This is a genomic window from Shigella dysenteriae (assembly GCF_022354085.1).
GTDB classification, from domain to species: Bacteria; Pseudomonadota; Gammaproteobacteria; order Enterobacterales; family Enterobacteriaceae; genus Escherichia; species Escherichia coli.
Window position 1 is genome coordinate 3689778 of sequence record NZ_CP055055.1, and the last position, 23119, is coordinate 3712896.

The following is a 23119-nucleotide window of genomic DNA, read 5'->3' on the forward strand; positions in this document are numbered from 1 at the left end:
AACAGAAACCACCGTTATGGGTTAGCGCACTAAATAACCGCCATCGACCACTAATAAATGCCCGTTGACATAATTCGATGCCTGACTTGCGAGGAATACGGCTGCGCCCATTAAATCTTGAGTATCGCCCCAACGGTTTGCCGGAATATGATCAAGAACGCGCTGATTGGTTTCTGGATTACTGCGTGTCGCCAGCGTAATATCTGTTGCATAATAGCCAGGGGCGATACCATTTACCTGAATATTATATTGCCCTAATTCATCACAATAAGCTTTGGTGAATCCGGCAAGAGCATGTTTAGTGGCAGAATATGCGGGTGACCATTGTCCACCTAAGTAAGAGAACAATGAACAGATATTAATAATTTTACCGCTTTTCTGCGGGATCATAATTTTTGCCGCTTCATAGCTTAACTCGAATGCGGCGGTCAGGTTCACATCAATCATCGGGTCCCAGTCGGCACGACCGAAGTCCAGCACCTTATTCAGCTTACAAATACCGGCATTGTTAACCAGAATATCAACTGTACCGAAACGCTCACAGCAGGCAGCGATAATCTTCTGCGGCGCGCCTTCTGCGGTGATATCCACCTGCATGAAGTCCACCTCAACACCCTGATTTTCAATCATTTTCTTTGTTTCGCCGTTATCTTTGACAAAACTTGGAATAAAGACATTTGCGCCTGCTTTGGCCAACGCCATGGCAAATGCCTGGCCTAAACCGCTATTCCCGCCGGTAACAATTGCGGTTTTACCTTTCAGGGAGAAAAAATCCATTGAGAACGCATTGAGAGATTCGATTGACATAGTTAGCTCCAATTTCCGTAAGGCAAAAAAAAAGAAAGGTAACTTCCCCGCGAGAGGGAAGTTACCTTTCTCATTATCTCTGGTAACTGGAGATAATTTTTAGCATAAGGACATAACTGCTAATGTGATCGTAATCACAGTGTGATATTCGCATTATCAAATAGTTTTAAAAAGCAGAAGCGTGATTACTCTCACACAACACCTCTGCTTTCCATGTTATTTATTATTTCAATTACTAGAGACCTGAGAAAAGTAATCCACCTGAAAGGGCGGCTTACTTTTCTCTTTTTTTTGTCTATTACAAATGGGAATACGATATGCAACACAACTCATATCGCCGTTGGATAACCCTCGCGATAATTAGTTTTAGCGGCGGCGTTAGTTTCGACCTGGCTTATTTACGTTATATTTATCAAATTCCCATGGCGAAATTTATGGGATTCAGCAATACCGAGATAGGTTTAATAATGAGTACCTTTGGTATTGCGGCTATTATTCTTTATGCCCCCAGCGGCGTTATTGCCGATAAATTTTCACACCGCAAAATGATTACTTCCGCGATGATCATTACCGGATTACTGGGTCTGTTAATGGCAACGTATCCACCGCTGTGGGTAATGCTCTGTATTCAGGTCGCCTTTGCGATAACAACGATTTTAATGCTGTGGTCGGTGTCGATTAAAGCCGCATCGTTGCTTGGCGATCATAGCGAGCAAGGGAAAATTATGGGCTGGATGGAAGGGCTGCGCGGCGTCGGTGTAATGTCGCTGGCGGTGTTTACCATGTGGGTCTTTTCTCGCTTTGCACCGGATGACAGCGCCAGCCTGAAAACGGTCATAATTATCTACAGTGTGGTTTACATCTTGTTGGGGATTCTGTGCTGGTTTTTTGTTAGCGATAACAACAACCTGCGCAGTGCCAATAACGAAGAAAAACAATCATTCCAGCTTAGCGACATCCTGGCCGTTTTGCGCATCAGCACCACCTGGTATTGCAGCATGGTGATTTTTGGTGTCTTCACCATCTACGCCATTCTGAGTTACTCCACCAACTATCTGACCGAAATGTATGGCATGTCGCTGGTGGCGGCGAGCTACATGGGGATTGTGATCAACAAAATCTTCCGCGCGCTGTGCGGCCCACTTGGCGGCATTATCACCACCTACAGTAAAGTGAAATCCCCTACCCGCGTGATCCAAATCCTTTCCGTACTCGGCCTGCTGGCGTTAACTGCCCTGCTCGTCACGAACTCTAACCCGCAATCGGTCGCGATGGGGATTGGCCTGATTTTACTGCTGGGATTCACCTGTTACGCCTCACGCGGGCTGTACTGGGCCTGCCCTGGCGAAGCAAGAACACCGTCTTACATTATGGGCACCACGGTAGGTATTTGTTCGGTGATTGGATTCCTGCCGGATGTCTTCGTTTACCCCATTATCGGCCACTGGCAAGACACCCTGCCCGCAGCAGAAGCCTACCGCAATATGTGGCTGATGGGCATGGCGGCGCTCGGCATGGTGATCGTCTTTACCTTTTTGCTGTTCCAAAAAATTCGTACTGCTGATATCGCCCCCACAACGGCTAACAGCAAGTAAGCCAGAAAAATTACAGGAGAAAAATCATGTCGAAGAAATACATCATAGGGATTGATGGCGGAAGTCAGAGCACAAAAGTGGTGATGTACGATCTGGAAGGTAACGTGGTTTGCGAAGGCAAAGGTTTATTGCAGCCGATGCACACGCCAGATGCCGATACCGCAGAACATCCTGACGACGATTTATGGGCATCATTATGTTTTGCCGGTCACGATTTGATGAGTCAGTTTGCCGGGAATAAAGAAGATATTGTCGGTATTGGTCTGGGATCCATCCGTTGCTGCCGTGCGTTATTGAAAGCCGATGGCACGCCAGCTGCGCCATTGATTAGCTGGCAGGATGCACGCGTAACGCGTCCCTACGAACACACTAATCCTGACGTGGCATATGTCACCTCTTTTTCGGGTTATCTGACGCATCGCTTAACCGGCGAGTTTAAAGACAATATCGCCAACTATTTTGGTCAGTGGCCGGTGGATTATAAGACCTGGGCATGGAGTGAAGATGCTGCGGTAATGGATAAGTTTAATATCCCCCGTCATATGCTGTTTGATGTGCAAATGCCTGGCACCGTCCTCGGACATATCACACCACAAGCCGCACTGGCGACACATTTCCCGGCAGGACTGCCGGTTGTTTGTACCACCAGTGATAAACCGGTAGAAGCTCTGGGGGCCGGATTACTGGATGATGAAACTGCGGTAATTTCTCTTGGCACTTACATCGCATTGATGATGAACGGCAAAGCCTTGCCGAAAGATCCGGTGGCGTACTGGCCGATTATGTCTTCTATTCCGGAAACATTGCTGTATGAAGGGTACGGTATCCGTAAAGGCATGTGGACGGTGAGCTGGCTACGCGACATGTTAGGCGAGTCGTTAATTCAGGATGCCAAAGCACAGGATCTTTCACCGGAAGATTTGCTCAACAAAAAAGCTTCTTGTGTGCCGCCTGGCTGTAATGGTCTGATGACGGTGCTGGACTGGCTGACCAACCCGTGGGAACCCTACAAACGTGGGATTATGATCGGCTTTGATTCCAGCATGGATTACGCATGGATATATCGTTCGATACTGGAAAGCGTGGCGCTGACGCTGAAGAACAATTACGACAATATGTGTAATGAAATGAATCACTTTGCAAAGCATGTGATCATTACTGGCGGCGGTTCGAACAGCGATCTGTTTATGCAAATTTTTGCCGACGTGTTCAACCTTCCGGCACGCCGTAACGCCATTAACGGTTGTGCAAGTCTGGGGGCAGCGATCAATACGGCGGTAGGTCTGGGGCTATACCCGGATTACGCAACGGCTGTCGACAAAATGGTTCGCGTGAAAGATATCTTTATGCCTGTTGAGAGCAATGCCAAACGCTACGACGCGATGAATAAAGGTATTTTCAAAGACCTAACCAAACATACTGATGTAATCCTGAAAAAATCGTATGAAGTGATGCATGGGGAATTGGGGAATGCGGATTCGATCCAGAGCTGGTCGAATGCGTAAGTGAGGAAGACCGGGCGGGAAACTGCCCGGCCTGAACATACCTGAATGGTTATCCCCGCTGGCGCGGGGAACATAAGTTCGACAACTTAAAAAATGATAACAAGTCCGGTTTATCCCCGCTGATGCAGGGAACATAATAAAAACTTTAACTAGTTCGGTTTATCCCTGTTTTTACAAGGAATATTAACTACACTCGATGTCTTTAGAATAAAAGACAATACGAATCGCACTTTATCAATTTTCACTTAAAGTATGAACAGGATATCTTTATTCATAAGAACTATTCATCAACAGCGTATAGAGGCGGTTATGTAAAACCACTCATTAGCCTCAAAACAAAGACAAATTTCCAGATTTATTACTTAATCAATGAATAACAAGCTTAAAAAATACACTGTTATTCTAAAGAAAAAATTAACAGGCATTAATTAATATTAAAAAAATAATATATTAAAATTTCTTAACGGTTTAAGGATTATACAAATAACACTTTGATTAAATTTGATTTTTTGTATCGATAATTGTGAACTTATCTGGCATGGGGAACTATTTTGAACATGAGGTGTTACGTGGATATGTTGCTTATTACAAGTACAGCTAATATAAAAACTTGAGAAAGAGATAACGGGTTATATGGTGGTTTATCCCCGCTGGCGCGGGGAACTCGTACTGACGGATAAAAATAATATCTTTTGCGGCGGTTTATCCCCGCTGGCGCGGGGAACTCGGCACGACATTCAGCAGTGCAGATAAATCGGCCGGTTTATCCCCGCTGGCGCGGTGAACTCTTGATCGGCGAGACTCGCGGCCTGTTTTTCGTCGGTTTATCCCCGCTGGCGCGGGGAACTCATCACTCTGACTATCGGCGGCGTGGATGTGGTCGGTTTATCCCCGCTAGCGCGGGGAACTCTTTGAAGTTGCCTTTGCGGAAATTATTACGCTCGGTTTATCCCCGCTAGCGCGGGGAACTCGATCAACGATAACGGCACCCGGTGGAGAAAACCGGTTTATCCCCGCTAGCGCGGGGAACTCCTTACGATCAAGGATATTTTTAACATAGTTTACGGTTTATCCCCGCTAGCGCGGGGAACTCTGCAATAAAAACAGGCCGATCACATTCGTGATCGGTTTATCCCCGCTAGCGCGGGGAACTCACCGATAAGATCAAACATGTAACTCGCGGTGGCGGTTTATCCCCGCTAGCGCGGGCAACTCGGCGGTGCGATTGGTGCGGTAAACACACGGATCGGTTTATCCCCGCTAGCGCGGGGAACTCGCGGGCGTGAATTACTCGAATCTGGCGCAGAAACGGTTTATCCCCGCTAGCGCGGGGAACTCGGCGCGACGGCACCCGCCACCGGGGGCGAGCGCGGTTTATCCCCGCTAGCGCGGGGAACTCATAAAATATCCTCCGGTTCAATGCCGCGATAACGGTTTATCCCCGCTGGCGCGGGGAACTCTGCAAAAGCTGCACATACAAGCTGCCATCGTCCGGTTTATCCCCGCTGGCGCGGGGAACTCGCGGTCCTGGTAGGTTGCAGTGCGTCCCGAAAACGGTTTATCCCCGCTGGCGCGGGGAACTCATATGTTTCCGCCGCATCAATCAGCCATTCAACGGTTTATCCCCGCTGGCGCGGGGAACTCTCTAAACATAACCTATTATTAATTAATGATTTTTTAAGCCAGTCACAATCTACCAACTTTACAGTATCACACAAACAACACATCCATTATGTTAAAGAGCACTTAACCCATTGATTAAAAGGTAAATATTTAAAATAACTCTATACAAACTAAAATCTACCAAACTTTACCGCAATAATTTTCACTCCAGCGAAAAATTAACGCCACAGAATTTGTAGAGAATGATAATGATTAGTTCAGGATGGGCAAAATGGAGGTTTTTCAGAGACGACAAAGAATATAAATGAGTAGAAGTCTTTACAGGTTCCACCCATTTATAACGCTTATAAATGTTTAATCAGGCAATATTTAAATATTTATGGGTTTGCATCGACAAACGCCAATTACGCGCAATGCAGGTTTCAATGCACAAACGTGTGGCATCATCCTTTTGGCTAATCGGCTGCAGTGCAATGACTCGCGGTTTATCATCGGTCAGCGTCGCCAAAAGTTCATCCAGTGCTTCAATATCACGTACGCGTCCCACTGGATGCTTGATTTCGTTGGCTCGCTCCAGTGCCTGTGACAACACTTCATAGCCGCCGCGCATGTTCAGCTTTGGCGATACGGTAACCCAGGTATTCGGTGTACAGCGTACTTCATGAGTACCACTGGTTTCGATCTGGCAGCTAAAACCGTTCTTTTCGAGCAGGTCAGTCAGTGGCAGCAAATCATGAATGCAAGGCTCACCACCCGTAATCACCACATGCCGCGCGGTATATCCCTGGCGACCAATGACAGCCAGCAAGTCTTCACTGCTCGCCGCCCCCCACTTATCACTCTCTTTGGTCTTCGCCAGAATGCTGAAAAGGGAGACTTCCCGATCCTCAAGCTTTTCCCAGGTGTGTTTGGTGTCGCACCAGGCACAGCCAACCGGGCATCCCTGTAAACGAATAAAAATGGCGGGGACGCCGGTAAAGTAACCCTCACCTTGCAGGGTCTGGAACATCTCGTTAATCGGGTACTGCATAGCATTCTCTGTGAAGTGGATAATTGTTAATTATTGCAGATCCTGCCGCAACAATCATGTCTTATTAACATTCTGTTACAGGCAGGTTTAAGGCAAAAAGTGCATTAGATCATAAAGAATAAAATGAAGCGGCGTATTATGTTTTAAGGAGTTAATGAAAAAGGATTTAAACATGCTCAGGATATTCATCGTAATTATATTTATTTTCAATTTATCAGGCTGTGGATATAACGATATTCAAACCTATGATGAGCAGGTTAACGCCTCCTGGTCTGAGGTATTAAATCAATATCAACGTCGCGCCGATCTTATTCCTAATCTTGTCGCCAGCATTAAAGGTTATTCCAGCCATGAACGAGATGTACTGGAAGCCGTAACATTGGCTCGTAGCCAGGCTAATCGCGCCAGCAGCGATCTTCAGCAAGCTCCCGGAGATGCACAAAAATTACAAGCCTGGCAACAGGCCCAGGCGCAGGTGACTCGCACTCTCGGTCAGTTAACGATAATTAGTGAGCGTTACCCTGAGTTAAAGGCTCAAGAGCTCTATCAAAACTTAATGGTACAGCTCGAAGGAAGTGAAAATAGAATTGCCGTTGCGCGAGGAAGATATATTAAAGCCATTGAACAATATAATGTCACTATCCGCAAATTCCCCGCTGTATTAACCGCAAAGGTCATGGATTACACACCAAAGAAAAATTATTTGCCGGATGATGTCGCCGCAGTAAGTAAAGCCCCAACAATAGATTTTAGCCAGAATGCTAATGCTCATTAAGCGGGGAAGTTCTATGCGAAATTTTATCTTCCTTATGGCTTTCTTCTGTTCATCTGTGTTTGCCACACAAATTCCAGTACCTGAATCACCCAAGTATGTGAATGACTTAACCGGCACATTAACAAACAGCGAAGTAAACACCCTGACCAACCAGATTAAAGCCCTGACGCAAAAAAACTACGCACAGTTGGTCGTGTTAGTGGTTGAAACAACAGGCGATGAAACCATCGAGCAGTACGCGACGCGGGTATTCGATAGCTGGAAACCGGGTGATAAAGACCGCGATGATGGCGTTCTACTGTTAGTCGCCTGGCAGGATCATACCGTGCGTATTGAAATCGGTTACGGACTGGAAGGTATTATTACGGATGCGCAGTCCGGGAAAATTATTCGCAACAGTATTATTCCTGCATTTAAAAAAGGCGACCTGGCTGGTGGTTTGCAAAAGGGAATCAGCGATATTGAAAGTCGTCTGACGGGGAATAATTTAGCAACGATAACACCGACCGATCACCCTTTGCCCTTTAGCGGTTGGTGGGCTTTGTTAGTCTGGGCGATAGTACTGACGTTTATTTCTGCCAGAGGATATATCAAAACGCTGGGAGTAATTTGCTTCGCAGCTATTGTACTGGCCTTTGTTTTACCTATAGCAGGCTTCAGCGGAAGCTGGGGAGTACTCGCAACATTACTCTGCTTCGCCACACCGTTTCTGGCTGTCGCCATCGCTTTTACCCCCTTCGGCAAAAAAGTTCGGGATTTGATGCGTGATGCCAACCAGCCATCACGCCATACAAGAAGCAATTCTTCCTCCCACTATTCATCATCGTCATCCTCTTCATTCGACAATGACAATTTTAGCGGTGGTGGCGGTTCATCTGGTGGCGGTGGCGCTTCCGGGCGCTGGTAACAAAAGGAATTGATATGCGTATTTTTCTCTTACTTCTGATGCTATGCGGTTTTCAGGTATTCGCTGAACGATTGCCTTCAGTGACTGACTTAACCGGGACATTAACGACAGAAGAACAAACTGCTTTAACTCAACAATTACAGACTCTCGAGCAGCAAAACCACTTCCAGGTGGCCGTGTTGGTTACGCCGACCACAGGGGGCAAAAACATTAAACTTGCAGCCTCGCAGAGATACGGGGTATATCACTGGAAACCCGTTGGAGAGAAGCAATATGGCGAAGGTATCTTAATTCTCGTCGTATGGCCGGAAGGGCTGGCGTCAATGAAGATTGGACATGGACTGGAAGAGATGTTGCCGCCGGAACAAGCTGCGCAAATTGTTCGTTACCATATGCAGCCAGAATTCGAAAAAAACAATCTCTTTGCTGGATTAACGGGCGGAATTGAAAGCATCGCACAGTTTACCCATATCAAAGCGAACCTTAGCCCTTTGGATGCTTTAGCCAATCATCTGTTTGCTAATCCGCAACGTTCGCTGCCATGTCTTGCCTGGACACTGCTGATGATCGTTGCCATCGTTGTCCTCTGGCGATTTGCCAGCCGCCCACGGCGTGGCATATGGATGATATCGATGATTACCCCTATGGTCTGGTTTTTCTCCTTTCAGGACGATGTCATCATTCGGCGGGTATCGGTCGTTTGTTTTAGTTTATTGTTAGCAACAACCTGCAAGCAGCGTCTCGCGGTAGTTTTTAATATGTGCCGCGTATTTCCTATGATGCTGACCCCAAAAAATAAAAACTCTAAAGTGAAAAAACAAAAGAAGACTCCGCAGGTTCGTGAATCAGGACGAAATTCATTGTTTGTCATGATGCTGATAATTATTGTGGGATGGTGCCTGGTGTTCGCCAGTAATAAAGATATTGCATTCATCTCAACAATTATTGGGTTAATTGATCATTTTATCGGCCCAATAACCATTGCTGGCATCGTTCTGCTGATCATTGTGGCCAAATTTACTGGCAATCTTAAGCTGGGGTCAGGAGAAAAAAGCAACAGGAAAACGGGGAATCGTAATGCTCATTCTCGCTCTTCGTCGAGAAATTCTTTCCGCGGTGGTGGCGGTTCTTCAGGAGGCGGCGGTTCATCCGGCCGTTGGTGATCGTAATGCGCTTAATCTTTATTCTATTCACTTTGTGGTGCCTTCCTGGGCTTGCCCAGCAAATTGCTGTGCCGGAACTGCGCCAACAGGTGACCGATATTACTGGTACGTTAAGCACTTCTGAACAACAATCACTGACACAGCAACTGCAGGATATTACACATAAAACACGGGCGCAGGTCGCTGTATTAGTAGTGCCGTCCACCGGAGACGATTCCATTGAACAATATGCTACAAGGGTTTTTGATAGCTGGAAACTGGGAGATAAGCAGAGAAACGATGGTATTTTACTTCTGGTTGCCTGGGAGGATCATGCTGTTCGTATTGAGGTTGGCTACGGGCTGGAAGGGGTGGTTACCGACCTGCAAGCGGCGAAGATTATCAGGGATATATTGATCCCTGCCTTCAAAAGTGATGACCTGATGGGTGGATTAACACTGGCAAGCGAAAATATCGGCGCACTTCTGTTGAATGGTGAATTACCGGAAGACAGGGGGGATTATTACAGTATCAATCCCCCTATTCCATTATCGCTTGCTGTAATTATATTGCTGGCGGTACTTTCATATTTTATTGTTTTTACCGATCCGTCGAATTTACCCTGGATCACTCTCACTGGCGCCATTTACGGGATGGTATTCCTCTATGTTGCCGAGCCAGGACCATGGACCAATTTAATCGTTGCCTGCGGTATGTTAACGCCTTTTGCGATCGTACCACTGGTTATTTTTTGGCTTATCGTCAATAAAAAGCTACGCGCCAAATACAAAAAACTCAGTAAAGAAAGAGCTTTAAGAAAAGGTTCTTCTTCATCCTCTTCCGGTGGAGGCTCAAGTGGCGGCGGATTTAGCGGCGGGGGCGGTTCTTCTGGAGGTGGCGGCGCATCCGGCCGCTGGTAACTCAACCATAAAAAATGCCAGCCCGGAGGCTGGCATTTTTAAATCAGATAAAGTCAGTCTTATGCCTGGCCTTTGATCTCTTTACGACCGTTGTACGGTGCTTTTTCGCCCAGAGCTTCTTCGATACGAATCAGCTGGTTGTATTTAGCAACACGGTCAGAACGGCTCATAGAACCAGTTTTGATCTGGCCTGCAGCAGTACCAACAGCCAGGTCAGCGATGGTAGCGTCTTCAGTTTCGCCAGAACGGTGAGAGATAACTGCAGTGTAGCCAGCATCTTTCGCCATCTTGATTGCAGCCAGAGTTTCGGTCAGAGAACCGATCTGGTTGAATTTGATCAGGATGGAGTTAGCGATACCTTTTTCGATACCTTCTTTCAGGATCTTGGTGTTGGTTACGAACAGGTCGTCACCAACCAGCTGGATTTTGTCGCCCAGAACTTTGGTCTGGTATGCGAAACCGTCCCAGTCAGATTCGTCCAGACCGTCTTCGATAGAAACGATCGGGTACTGTTTGGTCAGTTCTTCCAGGAAGTGAGTGAATTCTTCAGAGGTGAACGCTTTGTTGCCTTCGCCAGCCAGAACGTATTTACCGTCTTTGTAGAATTCAGAAGCTGCGCAGTCCATCGCCAGAGTGATGTCTTTGCCCAGTTCATAACCAGCAGCTTTAACAGCTTCAGCGATAACAGCCAGAGCTTCAGCGTTGGAACCCAGGTTCGGCGCATAGCCACCTTCGTCACCAACAGCAGTGTTCATGCCTTTCGCTTTCAGAACTTTTGCCAGGTGATGGAAAACTTCAGAACCCATGCGGATGGCTTCTTTCACAGTTTTCGCGCCAACCGGCTGAATCATGAATTCCTGGATATCAACGTTGTTGTCAGCGTGCTCACCACCGTTGATGATGTTCATCATCGGAACCGGCATGGAGTATTTGCCCGGAGTGCCGTTCAGTTCAGCGATGTGCTCGTACAGCGGCATACCTTTAGCAGCTGCAGCAGCTTTGGCGTTAGCCAGAGATACAGCCAGGATTGCGTTCGCGCCGAATTTGGATTTGTTTTCGGTGCCGTCCAGGTCGATCATGATCTTGTCAATGCCAGCCTGATCTTTAGCATCTTTGCCAATCAGCGCCTGAGCGATCGGGCCGTTTACCGCAGCAACAGCTTTGGTTACGCCTTTACCCAGGAAACGGGATTTGTCGCCATCGCGCAGTTCCAGAGCTTCACGGGAACCAGTAGAAGCACCTGACGGAGCAGCTGCCATACCGACGAAACCACCCTCCAGATGTACTTCGGCTTCAACAGTCGGGTTACCACGGGAGTCGATGATTTCACGACCGATGATTTTTACGATTTTGGACATTAGGTTTTCCTCAAGTCACTAGTTAAACTGAAACTCCAGACAAACAACGCGTACCCAGGGTACGCGTTGCCGTTCTAACTTTTTTACTTACTTCGCCTGACGTTTCTGGAACTCGCTGGCGGCTTTCACAAAGCCTGCAAACAGCGGGTGACCATCACGTGGAGTAGAAGTAAACTCCGGATGGAACTGGCAAGCCACGAACCACGGGTGATTCGGAACTTCGATGATCTCGACCAACTGATCATCCCCGGAACGGCCCGCAACGCGCAGACCTGCATCTTCAATCTGTTTCAACAGCATGTTGTTGACTTCGTAACGGTGACGATGACGCTCAACAATTGTCGGCGCATTGTACAGCTGGCGAACCAGGCTATCGTCAACCAACTGGCACTGCTGTGCGCCGAGACGCATGGTACCGCCGAGATCGCTCTTCTCGCTACGAACTTCAACGTTGCCGTTTTCATCGCGCCACTCGGTAATCAGCGCCACAACCGGGTACTTACAGTCTGGCACAAATTCCGTAGAGTTGGCGTTCTCCATGTTGGCAACATGGCGAGCGTAATCAATTAACGCCACCTGCATACCCAGGCAAATGCCCAGATAAGGAATATTGTTCTCACGCGCAAAACGCGCGGTCGTAATCATGCCTTCTACGCCACGATAGCCGAAACCGCCAGGTACGAGGATTGCGTCCAGACCTTTAAGGATTTCAACGCCGCGCGTTTCAACATCTTGTGAATCGATCAGTTTGATGTTGACGCTGACACGATTCTTCAGCCCACCGTGTTTCAGTGCTTCAATCACGGATTTGTAAGCGTCCGGCAGTTCAATGTACTTGCCGACCATACCAATGGTGACTTCACTTACCGGATTCGCTTCTTCGAAGATAACCTGTTCCCATTCGGACAGATTTGCTTCCGGGCAGTTTAAGCTGAATCGTTTACAAATATAATCGTCCAGCCCCTGAGATTTCAACAGGCCCGGAATTTTATAGATGGAATCGACGTCTTTCAGAGAAATAACCGCTTTTTCCGGAACATTACAGAACAATGCAATCTTCGCACGTTCGTTCGCCGGAACGGCGCGATCTGAACGACAAATCAGGATGTCAGGCTGGATACCGATGGAGAGCAGCTCTTTTACAGAGTGCTGAGTCGGTTTGGTTTTGACTTCACCAGACGCTGCCATGTACGGCACCAGCGTCAGGTGCATAAACAGAGTGTGCTCACGGCCAATTTCAACAGCCATCTGGCGAATCGCTTCGAGGAACGGCAGGGATTCGATATCACCTACTGTACCGCCGATTTCTACCAGTACTACGTCATGACCTTCGCCACCTTCCAGCACGCGCTCTTTGATTGCGTTAGTGATGTGCGGAATAACCTGTACGGTTGCGCCGAGGTAGTCACCGCGGCGTTCTTTACGCAGAACGTCAGAGTAGATACGACCCGTGGTGAAGTTGTTGCGGCGGCTCATTTTGGTACGGATGAAACGCTCGTAGTGCCCCAGGTCCAGGTCGGTTTCAGCGCCGTCTTCAGTAACGAACACTTCCCCGTGTTGGATTGGGCTCATAGTACCTGGATCGACGTTGATGTACGGATCCAGTTTCATGATGGTCACATTGAGGCCACGGGCTTCAAGAATGGCTGCGAGGGAGGCTGCGGCAATGCCTTTACCCAGAGAGGATACGACCCCGCCGGTCACAAAAATATAGTTCGTTGTCATGCTGAACCTGAGAAGTTAGGTTGAAAAGACGATGGAATAACCAGGACGGGAAAGCAGTATACCCGAACATGACCTGTGCCACAAACTTTCATTATCCCTCCTCTTCGCCAGCGCACTATTGAAATCAGGAGTGAGAAAATAGCCCCTTTGGGGTAAATGTTTTTGACGCAAATCAAGCGCTTGTCATTTAAAAAATGACACAAATGGCGCTTGACCGCGTAATTCCCTTAGAGATCAATTTCCTGCCGTTTTACCTGTTGCCAGACTTCTTCCATTGTTTCGAGGTCAACACCTGTCATTTCCAGTCCACGCGCGGCAACAATACGCTCCACTTCGCGAAAACGACGCTCGAATTTTTCGTTCGCTTTTTGCAATGCGATTTCCGCTTTTGTCCCTAAATGACGAGCCAGATTGACCGTGGCAAACAGCAGGTCCCCCATTTCCTCCTCCAGTTTAGCCTGGTCGACAACAGCCTGCCGCGCTTCGTACATCACCTCGTCGATCTCTTCGTAGACTTTATCGACTACCGGACCAAGCGTCGTCCAATCGAAGCCAACGTTGGCGCAACGTTTCTGGATTTTTTGCGCACGCATTAAAGCCGGTAAACTACGAGGAATATCGTCCAGCGCCGAATGCTGCGCTTTCTGCGCGCGCTCTTCGGTTTTGATTTGCTCCCAACGGGCAAGCACTTCACTACTGTTTTCGGCAGAACCGTCAGCAAAAACATGCGGATGGCGACGCTCTAATTTATCGCTAATCGCAGCGCAAATATCATTAAAGTCAAAGCGCCCTTCTTCCTGAGCCATTTGGGCGTAAAACACCACCTGGAACAGCAGATCGCCGAGTTCACCGCGCAGATCGTCAAAATCTTCACGGGCGATGGCGTCCAGCACTTCGTAGGTTTCTTCAAGGGTGTAAGGCGCAATGGTGGCAAATGTCTGCTCTTTATCCCACGGGCAGCCGTTTTCCGGGTCGCGCAGGCGCTGCATAATAGTGAGCAAACGGTCGATTTGATTCATTAGAATGTCCTGAAAATTGCGGGTCCGTCAGGTGGAAACCTGTGACCAGAATAGAAGTGAGTTAGTAACACTACCCAATCAGTACGTTAATTTTGGCTTTAATGAGTTGTAATTCCTCTGGGGCAACCGTTCCTTTCTTCGTTGCTCCTCTTGCCCGCCAGGCGATACTTTTTACCTGATCAGCTAACGCTACGCCATCACGTTCCTGACCGGATAAAACAACTTCGAACGGATATCCTTTTGATTGCGTTGTACAAGGAACACACAGACACATACCTGTTTTGTTGTTGTACATGAACGGACTCAGGACAACAGCCGGACGATGTCCGGCTTGCTCGCTACCTTTTGTCGGGTCAAAATCAACCCAAATCAGATCGCCCATATCGGGTACGTATCGGCTTACCATTACCAGACTTCCTTATCTTTCGGCTCTCCCCAGTCGATATTCTCGTGGAGGTTTTCCGGCGTGATGTCGTTGACCAGTTCAGCAAGCGTAAATACGGGCTCTTTACGCACTGGCTCAATAATTAATTTGCCATCCACCAAGTCAATCTTCACTTCATCATCAATATTCAGATTGAGCGCCTGCATTAACGTAGCCGGGATCCGCACCGCCGGTGAATTTCCCCAACGCTTTACGCTACTGTGGATCATAACCCTTTCCTCAAACCGCTATCATATGTAGATACAGTATATATCAATCTACATTGTAGATACGAGCAAATTTCTGCCTAACTCCCGTGCAACCGACGCGCGTCGATAACATCCGGCACCTGGTTGAGTTTACCCAGCACGCGACCCAGCACCTGCAGGTTGTAAATCTCAATGGTCATGTCGATGGTCGCCAGTTGCTGTTTGGTGTCGCTACGGCTGGCAACGCCAAGTACGTTCACCTTTTCATTGGCGAGAATGGTCGTGATATCACGTAACAACCCACTACGATCATTAGCCACCACGCGGACCACCAGCGAATATCCGGCGGAGTAGCTCTCGCCCCATACCGCGTCAACAATGCGTTCTGGCGCATGGGAGCGCAGTTCCGCCAGTTGTTCGCAATCGGCGCGGTGTACTGAAATACCGCGCCCCTGGGTTATGAAGCCGACAATCTCATCTCCAGGAATCGGCTGGCAGCAACGCGCGATGTGGTGCATCAGGTTGCCAACACCTTCGACTACCACGCGACCGTTATCTTTACTGCGGTTTTGCGGTGTGTAGCTTTTTTGCTGAAGCTGTTTCAGCGCGGCGGCGTCCTGCTCTTCGGCACTCGGCTTATTAAATTGCGATTGCAGGAAGTTCACCATCTGATTGAGACGGATATCCCCGCCACCAATCGCCGCCAGCAACTCGTCGACATCATTGAAGTTGTAACGCGGCAGCAGATGTTTTTCTGCTTCTTTCAGGCTGATCCCCAGATGTTCCAGCTCGTCGTCAAGGATTTGCCGCCCAGCCAGAATGTTTTTGTCACGGTCCTGTTTACGGAACCAGGCGTGAATTTTCGAACGCCCACGGCTGGTTGTGACGTAACCGAGGTTTGGGTTTAACCAGTCACGGCTGGGGTTCGGCTGTTTCTGGGTGATAATTTCAATCTGGTCGCCCATTTGCAGCTGGTAGGTGAACGGCACAATGCGCCCGCCAATTTTTGCCCCGATGCAGCGGTGTCCGACATCACTGTGGATGTGGTAAGCGAAGTCCAGCGGCGTTGATCCCGCAGGCAAATCAACGACATCACCTTTCGGCGTAAAGACATACACCCGGTCGTCAAACACCTGACTACGTACTTCGTCGAGCATTTCGCCGGAATCAGCCATCTCTTCCTGCCACGCAATCAGTTTACGCAGCCAGGCAATCCGGTCTTCATGTCCCGAACGTGCGCCGCCAGCAGCCGCGCCCTCTTTATATTTCCAGTGCGCAGCAACACCCAACTCTGCATCTTCATGCATCTGTTTGGTGCGGATTTGGATCTCAACGGTTTTTCCACCCGGCCCCAGAACCACGGTATGAATAGACTGATAACCGTTTGGTTTCGGGTTAGCGACGTAATCGTCAAACTCATCCGGCAGGTGGCGATAGTGAGTGTGCACTATCCCCAGTGCGGCATAACAATCCTGTAAACGCTCGGCGACAATACGTACCGCACGCACATCAAACAGCTCATCGAAGGCGAGGTTCTTTTTCTGCATTTTGCGCCAGATGCTGTAGATGTGTTTCGGACGACCATACACTTCAGCTTTAACGCCTTCAGCTTTCATCTCAGCGCGCAGATGACCGACAAACTCTTCGATATAGTGTTCGCGGTCGAGACGGCGTTCATGCAACAGTTTTGCGATGCGTTTGTATTCGGTCGGGTGGAGATAACGGAAGCAGTAATCTTCCAGCTCCCATTTCAGTTGCCCAATCCCAAGACGGTTTGCCAACGGCGCGTAGATATTGGTGCACTCTTTTGCCGCCAGTACGCGTTCATCTTCCGGCGCATCTTTTACTTCACGCAGATGAGCAATACGCTCCGCCAGTTTGATGACCACGCAGCGAAAATCATCGACCATCGCCAATAACATCCGGCGAACGTTATCGACCTGTTCGGAGGAAACAGAATCAGTGTGCGTCGCTTTCAGCTGGCGGATCGCCGCCATATCACGCACGCCGTGAATAAGGTTAACGACCGACTTACCGACGCTCTCACGCAGCACATCTTCGCTGACTACGTTGGCATCCGCCAGAGGGAAAAGCAGCGCCGCCCGCAGCGTGTCAATGTCCATACTTAATGTCGAGAGGATCTCCACCATCTCAACACCACGCCACAATAACAGACTGGCATCCGGATGCCCCTGCGTCTGTTGCAGACAATACGCCCAGGTTTCGGCTAAGCACTCACACGACTTCTGGCTGGTAATACCCAGACTTGCGATCCATTTTTCCGGATCAAATTCACCAGCCTTATTGATATGTGCACTTCTTACCGCAACCATCGTCCTCTCCTTTAGGGACCAGACCTGCCGAAATCGGCAAATCGTAACTATTTAACGCGCGAGAAAAGTACCATCGATTCCAGATGTCCCGTGTGTGGGAACATATCCAGCATCGCCAGTCGCGCAATGGTATATCCTGCTTTTAATAACGCTTCGCTATCCCGAGCCAGCGTTGCAGGGTTACAGGATACATAAACTATACGAATAGGTTCCAGTTTTATAATTTGCTGCATAACACCTGCGGCACCTGCTCGCGCGGGGTCCAGCAACACTTTATCGAAGCCGTTTTTCGCCCACGGCTGCTTTGTGACATCTTCTTCAAGATTTTCATGATAAAACGTCACATTCTGTAAGCCATTAAGACGCGCATTCTGCTGGCCTTTTTCCACCAGCGCCGGAACACCTTCTACACCCACGACACTGGCTGCTTGTGTCGCCAATGGCAGTGTAAAGTTGCCCATACCACAGAACAGATCCAGTACGCGATCTTCAGGTTGCACATCCAGCCATTCCAACGCACGCGCTACCATTTTTTGGTTCACACCCGCATTGACCTGAATAAAATCGCGCGGGCTAAAAGTTAAGCGCAACCCGTTTGAGTCATACCAGGGCATCTCACCAGAGACGGTTTCGAGTATCTCACTATCGGGGGCGAGATACAGATCCAGGCCTTCAGAATGCGAAAAGCGTTCCAGTTTTTCGCGATCTGCCGAACTTAGCGGTGCGGTATGGCGCAAAATCATCAGCGTGCCGCTGGTTGCCTGTACCAGTTCAACATGACCAAGATGGCGCATAGCTTGTAAGCTGCCCAGGCATGCCCTGACTTTAGGCAGCAATGCTTCAAGTTGGGGCACTAAAATGGGGCATTGTTTAACGTCGACAATGTCACTGGAGCCCGCTTTGCGAAACCCCATCTGAAGTTGCTGTGTTTTCGGTAAGTAGTTCAGACTTAAACGCGCGCGACGGCGATAGCCCCAGGGAACATCGGCGATCACTTCAGAGACTTCGTGTTTCATTAATCGGGCGAGTGCCGCACTTTTGCTTCGCTGCTGTAAATCCACGCTGGCGTGTTGTTGCTGACAGCCGCCGCATACGCCAAAATGAGGACAGCGTGGCGTTTCGCGTTCCGGGCTATCGCTTAACCGGCGTACGACTTTAGCGCGGGCATACTGTTTTTTATCTTCAGTAACAGTAACTTCCGCGTTTTCCTGCGGCAATAATCCGGGGATAAATAGCGTTTTGCCGTTATGTCGCGCCACGCCCTGACCAAAAGAGTCGAGGTCGTTGACTGAAACGGTTATGATCTGACGCGTCGTCGTGCGTCGTTTTGCAGAGTAGAATTGCGCCATTGGCGAGACTTTCTCAATTTAACAGTGTGACCTTAATTGTCCCATAACGGAACTCCATGACCAACTACAGCCTGCGCGCACGCATGATGATTCTGATCCTGGCACCGACCGTCCTTATTGGTTTATTGCTGAGTATCTTTTTCGTCGTGCATCGCTATAACGACTTGCAGCGTCAACTGGAAGATGCCGGTGCCAGCATTATTGAGCCGCTTGCAGTTTCTACTGAATATGGCATGAGCCTGCAAAATCGCGAATCTATCGGTCAGTTAATAAGCGTACTGCATCGTCGCCATTCCGATATTGTTCGCGCGATTTCGGTTTATGATGAAAATAACCGACTCTTTGTCACCTCCAATTTTCATCTTGATCCCTCATCAATGCAGCTCGGCAGCAACGTGCCGTTTCCTCGCCAGCTCACTGTCACTCGTGACGGCGATATTATGATCCTGCGCACGCCGATTATTTCTGAGAGTTACTCCCCCGACGAATCGCCCAGTAGCGATGCCAAAAATAGTCAAAATATGTTGGGATATATTGCGCTTGAGCTGGATCTTAAATCGGTTCGCTTGCAGCAATATAAAGAGATCTTTATTTCCAGCGTGATGATGCTGTTTTGTATCGGTATTGCGCTTATTTTTGGCTGGCGCTTAATGCGCGATGTAACCGGTCCGATTCGCAACATGGTGAATACCGTCGACCGCATCCGTCGCGGGCAACTCGACAGCCGAGTAGAAGGATTTATGCTCGGCGAGCTGGATATGCTGAAAAACGGTATCAACTCGATGGCAATGTCGCTGGCTGCTTATCACGAAGAGATGCAGCACAATATCGACCAGGCGACGTCCGATCTGCGTGAAACGCTGGAGCAGATGGAAATTCAGAACGTTGAGTTGGATCTGGCGAAAAAGCGCGCCCAGGAAGCGGCGCGTATTAAATCCGAGTTTCTGGCAAATATGTCACACGAGCTGCGTACACCACTGAATGGTGTTATTGGCTTTACCCGCCTGACGCTGAAAACAGAATTAACACCAACGCAGCGCGATCACCTGAATACGATTGAACGTTCGGCAAATAATTTGCTGGCAATTATTAATGATGTTCTCGACTTCTCGAAACTGGAAGCAGGTAAGCTGATTCTGGAAAGTATTCCATTCCCACTACGCAGCACGCTGGATGAAGTCGTTACTCTGCTGGCACATTCTTCTCACGATAAAGGGCTGGAACTGACGCTCAATATTAAAAGCGACGTGCCTGATAACGTGATCGGCGACCCACTGCGATTACAGCAAATCATCACTAACCTGGTGGGGAATGCAATTAAATTCACCGAGAATGGCAACATTGATATTCTGGTAGAAAAACGTGCGCTGAGTAATACCAAAGTGCAGATTGAAGTGCAGATTCGGGATACCGGCATTGGTATTCCTGAACGCGATCAATCGCGCTTATTCCAGGCCTTCCGACAGGCTGATGCCAGTATTTCCCGCCGTCATGGTGGCACCGGGCTGGGGCTGGTGATTACACAAAAACTGGTTAATGAAATGGGCGGCGATATTTCGTTCCATAGCCAGCCGAATCGCGGTTCAACTTTCTGGTTCCACATTAATCTCGATCTGAACCCGAACATTATTATTGAAGGGCCATCCACCCAGTGCCTCGCCGGTAAACGCCTGGCCTATGTCGAACCAAACTCCGCAGCAGCGCAATGCACGCTGGATATTTTAAGTGAAACGCCGCTGGAAGTGGTTTATAGCCCAACGTTCTCCGCGCTGCCTCCCGCTCATTACGACATGATGTTGTTAGGCATCGCGGTGACCTTCCGCGAGCCGTTAACAATGCAACATGAGCGATTAGCGAAAGCGGTATCGATGACCGATTTCCTGATGCTGGCACTTCCTTGCCATGCACAAGTCAATGCTGAAAAACTCAAGCAAGATGGTATCGGCGCGTGTCTGCTGAAACCATTAACACCTACGCGCCTGTTGCCTGCCCTGACGGAATTTTGTCATCACAAACAAAACACGCTTTTGCCTGTAACCGATGAAAGTAAGCTGGCAATGACAGTCATGGCGGTTGATGACAACCCCGCTAACCTGAAACTTATCGGCGCATTGCTGGAAGATATGGTGCAACATGTGGAACTTTGCGATAGCGGGCATCAGGCGGTTGAACGGGCGAAACAGATGCCGTTCGATTTGATCTTAATGGATATTCAAATGCCTGACATGGATGGCATTCGGGCCTGCGAGCTCATCCACCAGCTCCCCCATCAGCAACAAACGCCGGTTATCGCGGTAACGGCGCATGCAATGGCCGGGCAAAAAGAGAAGCTGCTTGGCGCAGGGATGAGCGATTATCTGGCGAAACCGATTGAAGAAGAGCGATTGCATAATTTGTTGTTGCGCTACAAGCCTGGCAGCGGTATTTCGTCTCGCGTCGTGACGCCCGAAGTCAACGAAATTGTGGTGAACCCGAATGCGACCCTCGACTGGCAACTGGCACTACGCCAGGCAGCAGGAAAAACCGATTTAGCGCGCGATATGCTGCAAATGTTACTCGATTTCCTGCCTGAAGTTCGCAACAAAGTTGAGGAACAGCTGGTTGGAGAAAACCCGGAAGGCCTGGTTGATTTGATTCATAAACTGCATGGCAGTTGCGGCTATAGCGGTGTGCCGCGTATGAAGAATCTCTGCCAACTTATCGAACAACAGCTACGAAGCGGTACTAAAGAAGAAGATTTGGAGCCGGAGCTACTGGAACTGTTGGACGAGATGGATAATGTGGCGCGCGAAGCCAGCAAAATTCTCGGGTAATGGACGTCTTGTCGAGTAGCAATCGGCTTTTTATGAAGCTGGTTTCAGATTGGTGACAAAGTGCCTGTGTTTATGCCGGATGCGGCGTTAACGCCTTATCCGGCCTACAAAACCAATTAAATTCAATGAATTAAAAAATGATGTAGACCTGATACATAGCACAACAGGCTATTTTGCGTTTAGCATCAGTCTCAAACCGGCTCCAGATAGAGCCGGTTTTGGTTTTCTGTCTTAACGCACCATGCACGGGCGCTTGTTATCGAACGTCCAGCCAGGAATCAGATACTGCATTCCCATCGCATCGTCACGCGCGCCAAGCCCGTGTTTCTGATACAGCTCATGGGCTTTCATCACTTGATCCATATCGATTTCTACACCCAGCCCCGGTTTTTCTGGCACCTGTAGCAGCCCGCCTTTGATCTCAAACGGTTCTTTGGTCAGGCGCTGATTGCCTTCCTGCCAAATCCAGTGCGTATCAATAGCAGTAATTTTACCCGGTGCAGCGGCGGCAACATGGGTAAACATCGCCAGGGAAATATCGAAGTGGTTGTTAGAGTGTGAACCCCAGGTCAGGCCAAATTCATGGCACATTTGCGCCACACGTACCGAACCTTGCATTGTCCAGAAATGCGGATCCGCCAGCGGGATATCAACGGATTGTAACGAGAGCGTATGGCCCATCTGCCGCCAGTCGGTGGCGATCATATTGGTTGCAGTCGGCAGGCCAGTCGCGCGACGGAACTCTGCCATCACTTCACGCCCGGAGAAACCTTGCTCCGCACCACACGGATCTTCTGCATAAGCCAGCGAACCTTTCAGGTATTTACCAATTTTAATCGCTTCGTTCAGCGACCAGGCACCGTTAGGATCGAGCGTAATACGCGCCTGCGGGAAGCGTTGCGCCAGTGCCACAATAGACTCGGCTTCTTCTTCCCCGGCCAGTACACCGCCTTTCAGTTTGAAATCGTTGAAACCATATTTTTCATACGCCGCTTCCGCCAGGCGCACCACCGCATCCGGCGTCATCGCTTCTTCATGACGCAGGCGATACCAGTCGCATGAGTCATCCGGCTGGCTTTGATACGGCAGCGGTGTGGCTTTGCGATTACCGACGAAGAACAGATAACCGAGCATTTCGACTTCGCTACGCTGTTGACCATCGCCCAGCAGCGATGCCACGTTTACCCCCAGATGCTGCCCCAGCAGATCCAGCATTGCCGCTTCTATCCCGGTAACTACATGAATAGTGGTACGCAAATCAAATGTCTGCAAACCGCGCCCGTCGGCATCACGATCGGCAAAAGTATTACGCACCAGCGTCAGAACGTTTTTGTATTCACCCAGCGTTTTACCCACTACCAGCGGAATCGCATCTTCCAGCGTTTTACGGATTTTCTCGCCGCCGGGAATTTCCCCTACGCCAGTGTGACCAGAATTATCTTTGATAATCACAATATTACGCGTGAAGAACGGTGCGTGTGCACCACTCAGATTCATCAGCATACTGTCATGGCCCGCCACCGGGATGACCTGCATTTCAGTAACAACAGGCGTCGTAAATTGAGAACTCATATTTATGTCCTTT

Annotated in this window: 17 protein-coding genes and 1 CRISPR repeat array; of the genes, 7 read left to right on the plus strand and 10 right to left on the minus strand. The window is 49.0% G+C overall.

Annotated features, from left to right (window positions below):
* Window positions 1-21 precede the first annotated feature (21 nt).
* Complete coding sequence (locus HUZ68_RS17675) at window positions 22-807, minus strand: SDR family oxidoreductase (protein WP_021577860.1); 786 nt, start codon at window positions 805-807, stop codon at window positions 22-24.
* 317 nt (window positions 808-1124) lie between these two features.
* On the opposite strand from HUZ68_RS17675, the gene HUZ68_RS17680 reads away from it, so the two are divergent.
* Window positions 1125-2402 (plus strand): MFS transporter, encoded by a 1278-nt coding sequence (locus HUZ68_RS17680; protein ID WP_021577861.1) that lies wholly within the window; start codon window positions 1125-1127, stop codon window positions 2400-2402.
* A gap of 26 nt (window positions 2403-2428) precedes the next feature.
* The gene (locus HUZ68_RS17685) at window positions 2429-3907 is read left to right on the plus strand and encodes an FGGY-family carbohydrate kinase (RefSeq protein ID WP_097490937.1); all 1479 of its coding nucleotides are present in this window, start codon (window positions 2429-2431) and stop codon (window positions 3905-3907) included.
* Between the two features lie 637 nt (window positions 3908-4544).
* Window positions 4545-5551: direct repeats of the CRISPR family, unit length 29 nt; unit sequence CGGTTTATCCCCGCTAGCGCGGGGAACTC.
* 337 nt (window positions 5552-5888) lie between these two features.
* On the opposite strand, the gene queE is transcribed toward HUZ68_RS17685, so the two are convergent.
* Window positions 5889-6560, minus strand: coding sequence for a 7-carboxy-7-deazaguanine synthase QueE (queE, locus tag HUZ68_RS17690; protein WP_001199973.1), 672 nt, complete (start codon window positions 6558-6560; stop codon window positions 5889-5891).
* Window positions 6561-6732: 172 nt separating this feature from the next.
* Between queE and HUZ68_RS17695 the strand changes: the two genes are divergently transcribed.
* From HUZ68_RS17695 to HUZ68_RS17710, 4 genes are read left to right on the plus strand one after another with little or no spacing between them, the layout of a single operon-like run.
* The gene (locus HUZ68_RS17695) at window positions 6733-7335 is read left to right on the plus strand and encodes a LemA family protein (protein WP_112925374.1); all 603 of its coding nucleotides are present in this window, start codon (window positions 6733-6735) and stop codon (window positions 7333-7335) included.
* 13 nt (window positions 7336-7348) lie between these two features.
* A complete protein-coding gene (locus tag HUZ68_RS17700) occupies window positions 7349-8242 on the plus strand; it encodes a TPM domain-containing protein (RefSeq protein ID WP_001243489.1) in 894 nt (297 codons plus the stop codon).
* A 14-nt stretch (window positions 8243-8256) separates the two neighbouring features.
* Entirely contained in the window at window positions 8257-9405 is a 1149-nt protein-coding gene (locus HUZ68_RS17705) for a TPM domain-containing protein (RefSeq protein WP_089521045.1), read from the plus strand.
* Window positions 9402-10304 carry a TPM domain-containing protein gene (locus tag HUZ68_RS17710; RefSeq protein ID WP_122988326.1) on the plus strand — a complete coding sequence of 301 codons (903 nt, stop codon included), beginning with the start codon at window positions 9402-9404 and terminating at the stop codon, window positions 10302-10304. Before HUZ68_RS17705 ends, HUZ68_RS17710 begins: the two co-directional genes overlap by 4 nt.
* A 59-nt stretch (window positions 10305-10363) precedes the next feature.
* Here the strand turns inward: HUZ68_RS17710 and eno are convergent, their stop codons facing one another.
* From eno to rlmD, 7 genes are all read right to left on the minus strand, one after another.
* Window positions 10364-11662, minus strand: coding sequence for a phosphopyruvate hydratase (eno, locus tag HUZ68_RS17715; RefSeq protein ID WP_000036723.1), 1299 nt, complete (start codon window positions 11660-11662; stop codon window positions 10364-10366).
* 87 nt (window positions 11663-11749) lie between these two features.
* Window positions 11750-13387, minus strand: coding sequence for a glutamine hydrolyzing CTP synthase (gene pyrG / locus HUZ68_RS17720; RefSeq protein ID WP_000210878.1), 1638 nt, complete (start codon window positions 13385-13387; stop codon window positions 11750-11752).
* A 227-nt stretch (window positions 13388-13614) separates the two neighbouring features.
* Window positions 13615-14406, minus strand: coding sequence for a nucleoside triphosphate pyrophosphohydrolase (gene mazG, locus HUZ68_RS17725; RefSeq protein ID WP_112925376.1), 792 nt, complete (start codon window positions 14404-14406; stop codon window positions 13615-13617).
* Between the two features lie 70 nt (window positions 14407-14476).
* On the minus strand, window positions 14477-14812 hold the full coding sequence (gene mazF / locus HUZ68_RS17730; protein WP_000254738.1) for an endoribonuclease MazF: 336 nt from the start codon (window positions 14810-14812) through the stop codon (window positions 14477-14479).
* Entirely contained in the window at window positions 14812-15060 is a 249-nt protein-coding gene (gene mazE / locus HUZ68_RS17735) for a type II toxin-antitoxin system antitoxin MazE (protein WP_000581937.1), read from the minus strand. Before mazE ends, mazF begins: the two co-directional genes overlap by 1 nt.
* A 77-nt stretch (window positions 15061-15137) precedes the next feature.
* Window positions 15138-17372, minus strand: coding sequence for a GTP diphosphokinase (relA, locus tag HUZ68_RS17740; RefSeq protein ID WP_000226815.1), 2235 nt, complete (start codon window positions 17370-17372; stop codon window positions 15138-15140).
* A 47-nt stretch (window positions 17373-17419) separates the two neighbouring features.
* Window positions 17420-18721 (minus strand): 23S rRNA (uracil(1939)-C(5))-methyltransferase RlmD, encoded by a 1302-nt coding sequence (rlmD, locus tag HUZ68_RS17745; RefSeq protein WP_000046821.1) that lies wholly within the window; start codon window positions 18719-18721, stop codon window positions 17420-17422.
* Window positions 18722-18777: 56 nt separating this feature from the next.
* Here rlmD and barA point away from each other — a divergent pair, with 56 nt between their 5' ends.
* The gene (barA, locus tag HUZ68_RS17750; protein WP_000186450.1) at window positions 18778-21534 is read left to right on the plus strand and encodes a two-component sensor histidine kinase BarA; all 2757 of its coding nucleotides are present in this window, start codon (window positions 18778-18780) and stop codon (window positions 21532-21534) included.
* 231 nt (window positions 21535-21765) lie between these two features.
* Here barA and gudD read toward each other — a convergent pair whose 3' ends face one another.
* Complete coding sequence (gudD, locus tag HUZ68_RS17755; RefSeq protein WP_033814780.1) at window positions 21766-23106, minus strand: glucarate dehydratase; 1341 nt, start codon at window positions 23104-23106, stop codon at window positions 21766-21768.
* Window positions 23107-23119 lie beyond the last annotated feature (13 nt).

Bases quoted from the DNA above. Each gene is read 5' to 3' on its own strand.
- mazE (WP_000581937.1), bottom strand. From the start codon at position 15,060: ATGATCCACAGTAGCGTAAAGCGTTGGGGAAATTCACCGGCGGTGCGG.
- HUZ68_RS17705 (WP_089521045.1), top strand. From the start codon at position 8,257: ATGCGTATTTTTCTCTTACTTCTGATGCTATGCGGTTTTCAGGTATTC.
- pyrG (WP_000210878.1), bottom strand. From the start codon at position 13,387: ATGACAACGAACTATATTTTTGTGACCGGCGGGGTCGTATCCTCTCTG.
- gudD (WP_033814780.1), bottom strand. From the start codon at position 23,106: ATGAGTTCTCAATTTACGACGCCTGTTGTTACTGAAATGCAGGTCATC.
- mazG (WP_112925376.1), bottom strand. From the start codon at position 14,406: ATGAATCAAATCGACCGTTTGCTCACTATTATGCAGCGCCTGCGCGAC.
- mazF (WP_000254738.1), bottom strand. From the start codon at position 14,812: ATGGTAAGCCGATACGTACCCGATATGGGCGATCTGATTTGGGTTGAT.
- relA (WP_000226815.1), bottom strand. From the start codon at position 17,372: ATGGTTGCGGTAAGAAGTGCACATATCAATAAGGCTGGTGAATTTGAT.
- HUZ68_RS17680 (WP_021577861.1), top strand. From the start codon at position 1,125: ATGCAACACAACTCATATCGCCGTTGGATAACCCTCGCGATAATTAGT.
- HUZ68_RS17700 (WP_001243489.1), top strand. From the start codon at position 7,349: ATGCGAAATTTTATCTTCCTTATGGCTTTCTTCTGTTCATCTGTGTTT.
- barA (WP_000186450.1), top strand. From the start codon at position 18,778: ATGACCAACTACAGCCTGCGCGCACGCATGATGATTCTGATCCTGGCA.
- HUZ68_RS17695 (WP_112925374.1), top strand. From the start codon at position 6,733: ATGCTCAGGATATTCATCGTAATTATATTTATTTTCAATTTATCAGGC.
- rlmD (WP_000046821.1), bottom strand. From the start codon at position 18,721: ATGGCGCAATTCTACTCTGCAAAACGACGCACGACGACGCGTCAGATC.
- queE (WP_001199973.1), bottom strand. From the start codon at position 6,560: ATGCAGTACCCGATTAACGAGATGTTCCAGACCCTGCAAGGTGAGGGT.
- HUZ68_RS17685 (WP_097490937.1), top strand. From the start codon at position 2,429: ATGTCGAAGAAATACATCATAGGGATTGATGGCGGAAGTCAGAGCACA.
- eno (WP_000036723.1), bottom strand. From the start codon at position 11,662: ATGTCCAAAATCGTAAAAATCATCGGTCGTGAAATCATCGACTCCCGT.
- HUZ68_RS17675 (WP_021577860.1), bottom strand. From the start codon at position 807: ATGTCAATCGAATCTCTCAATGCGTTCTCAATGGATTTTTTCTCCCTG.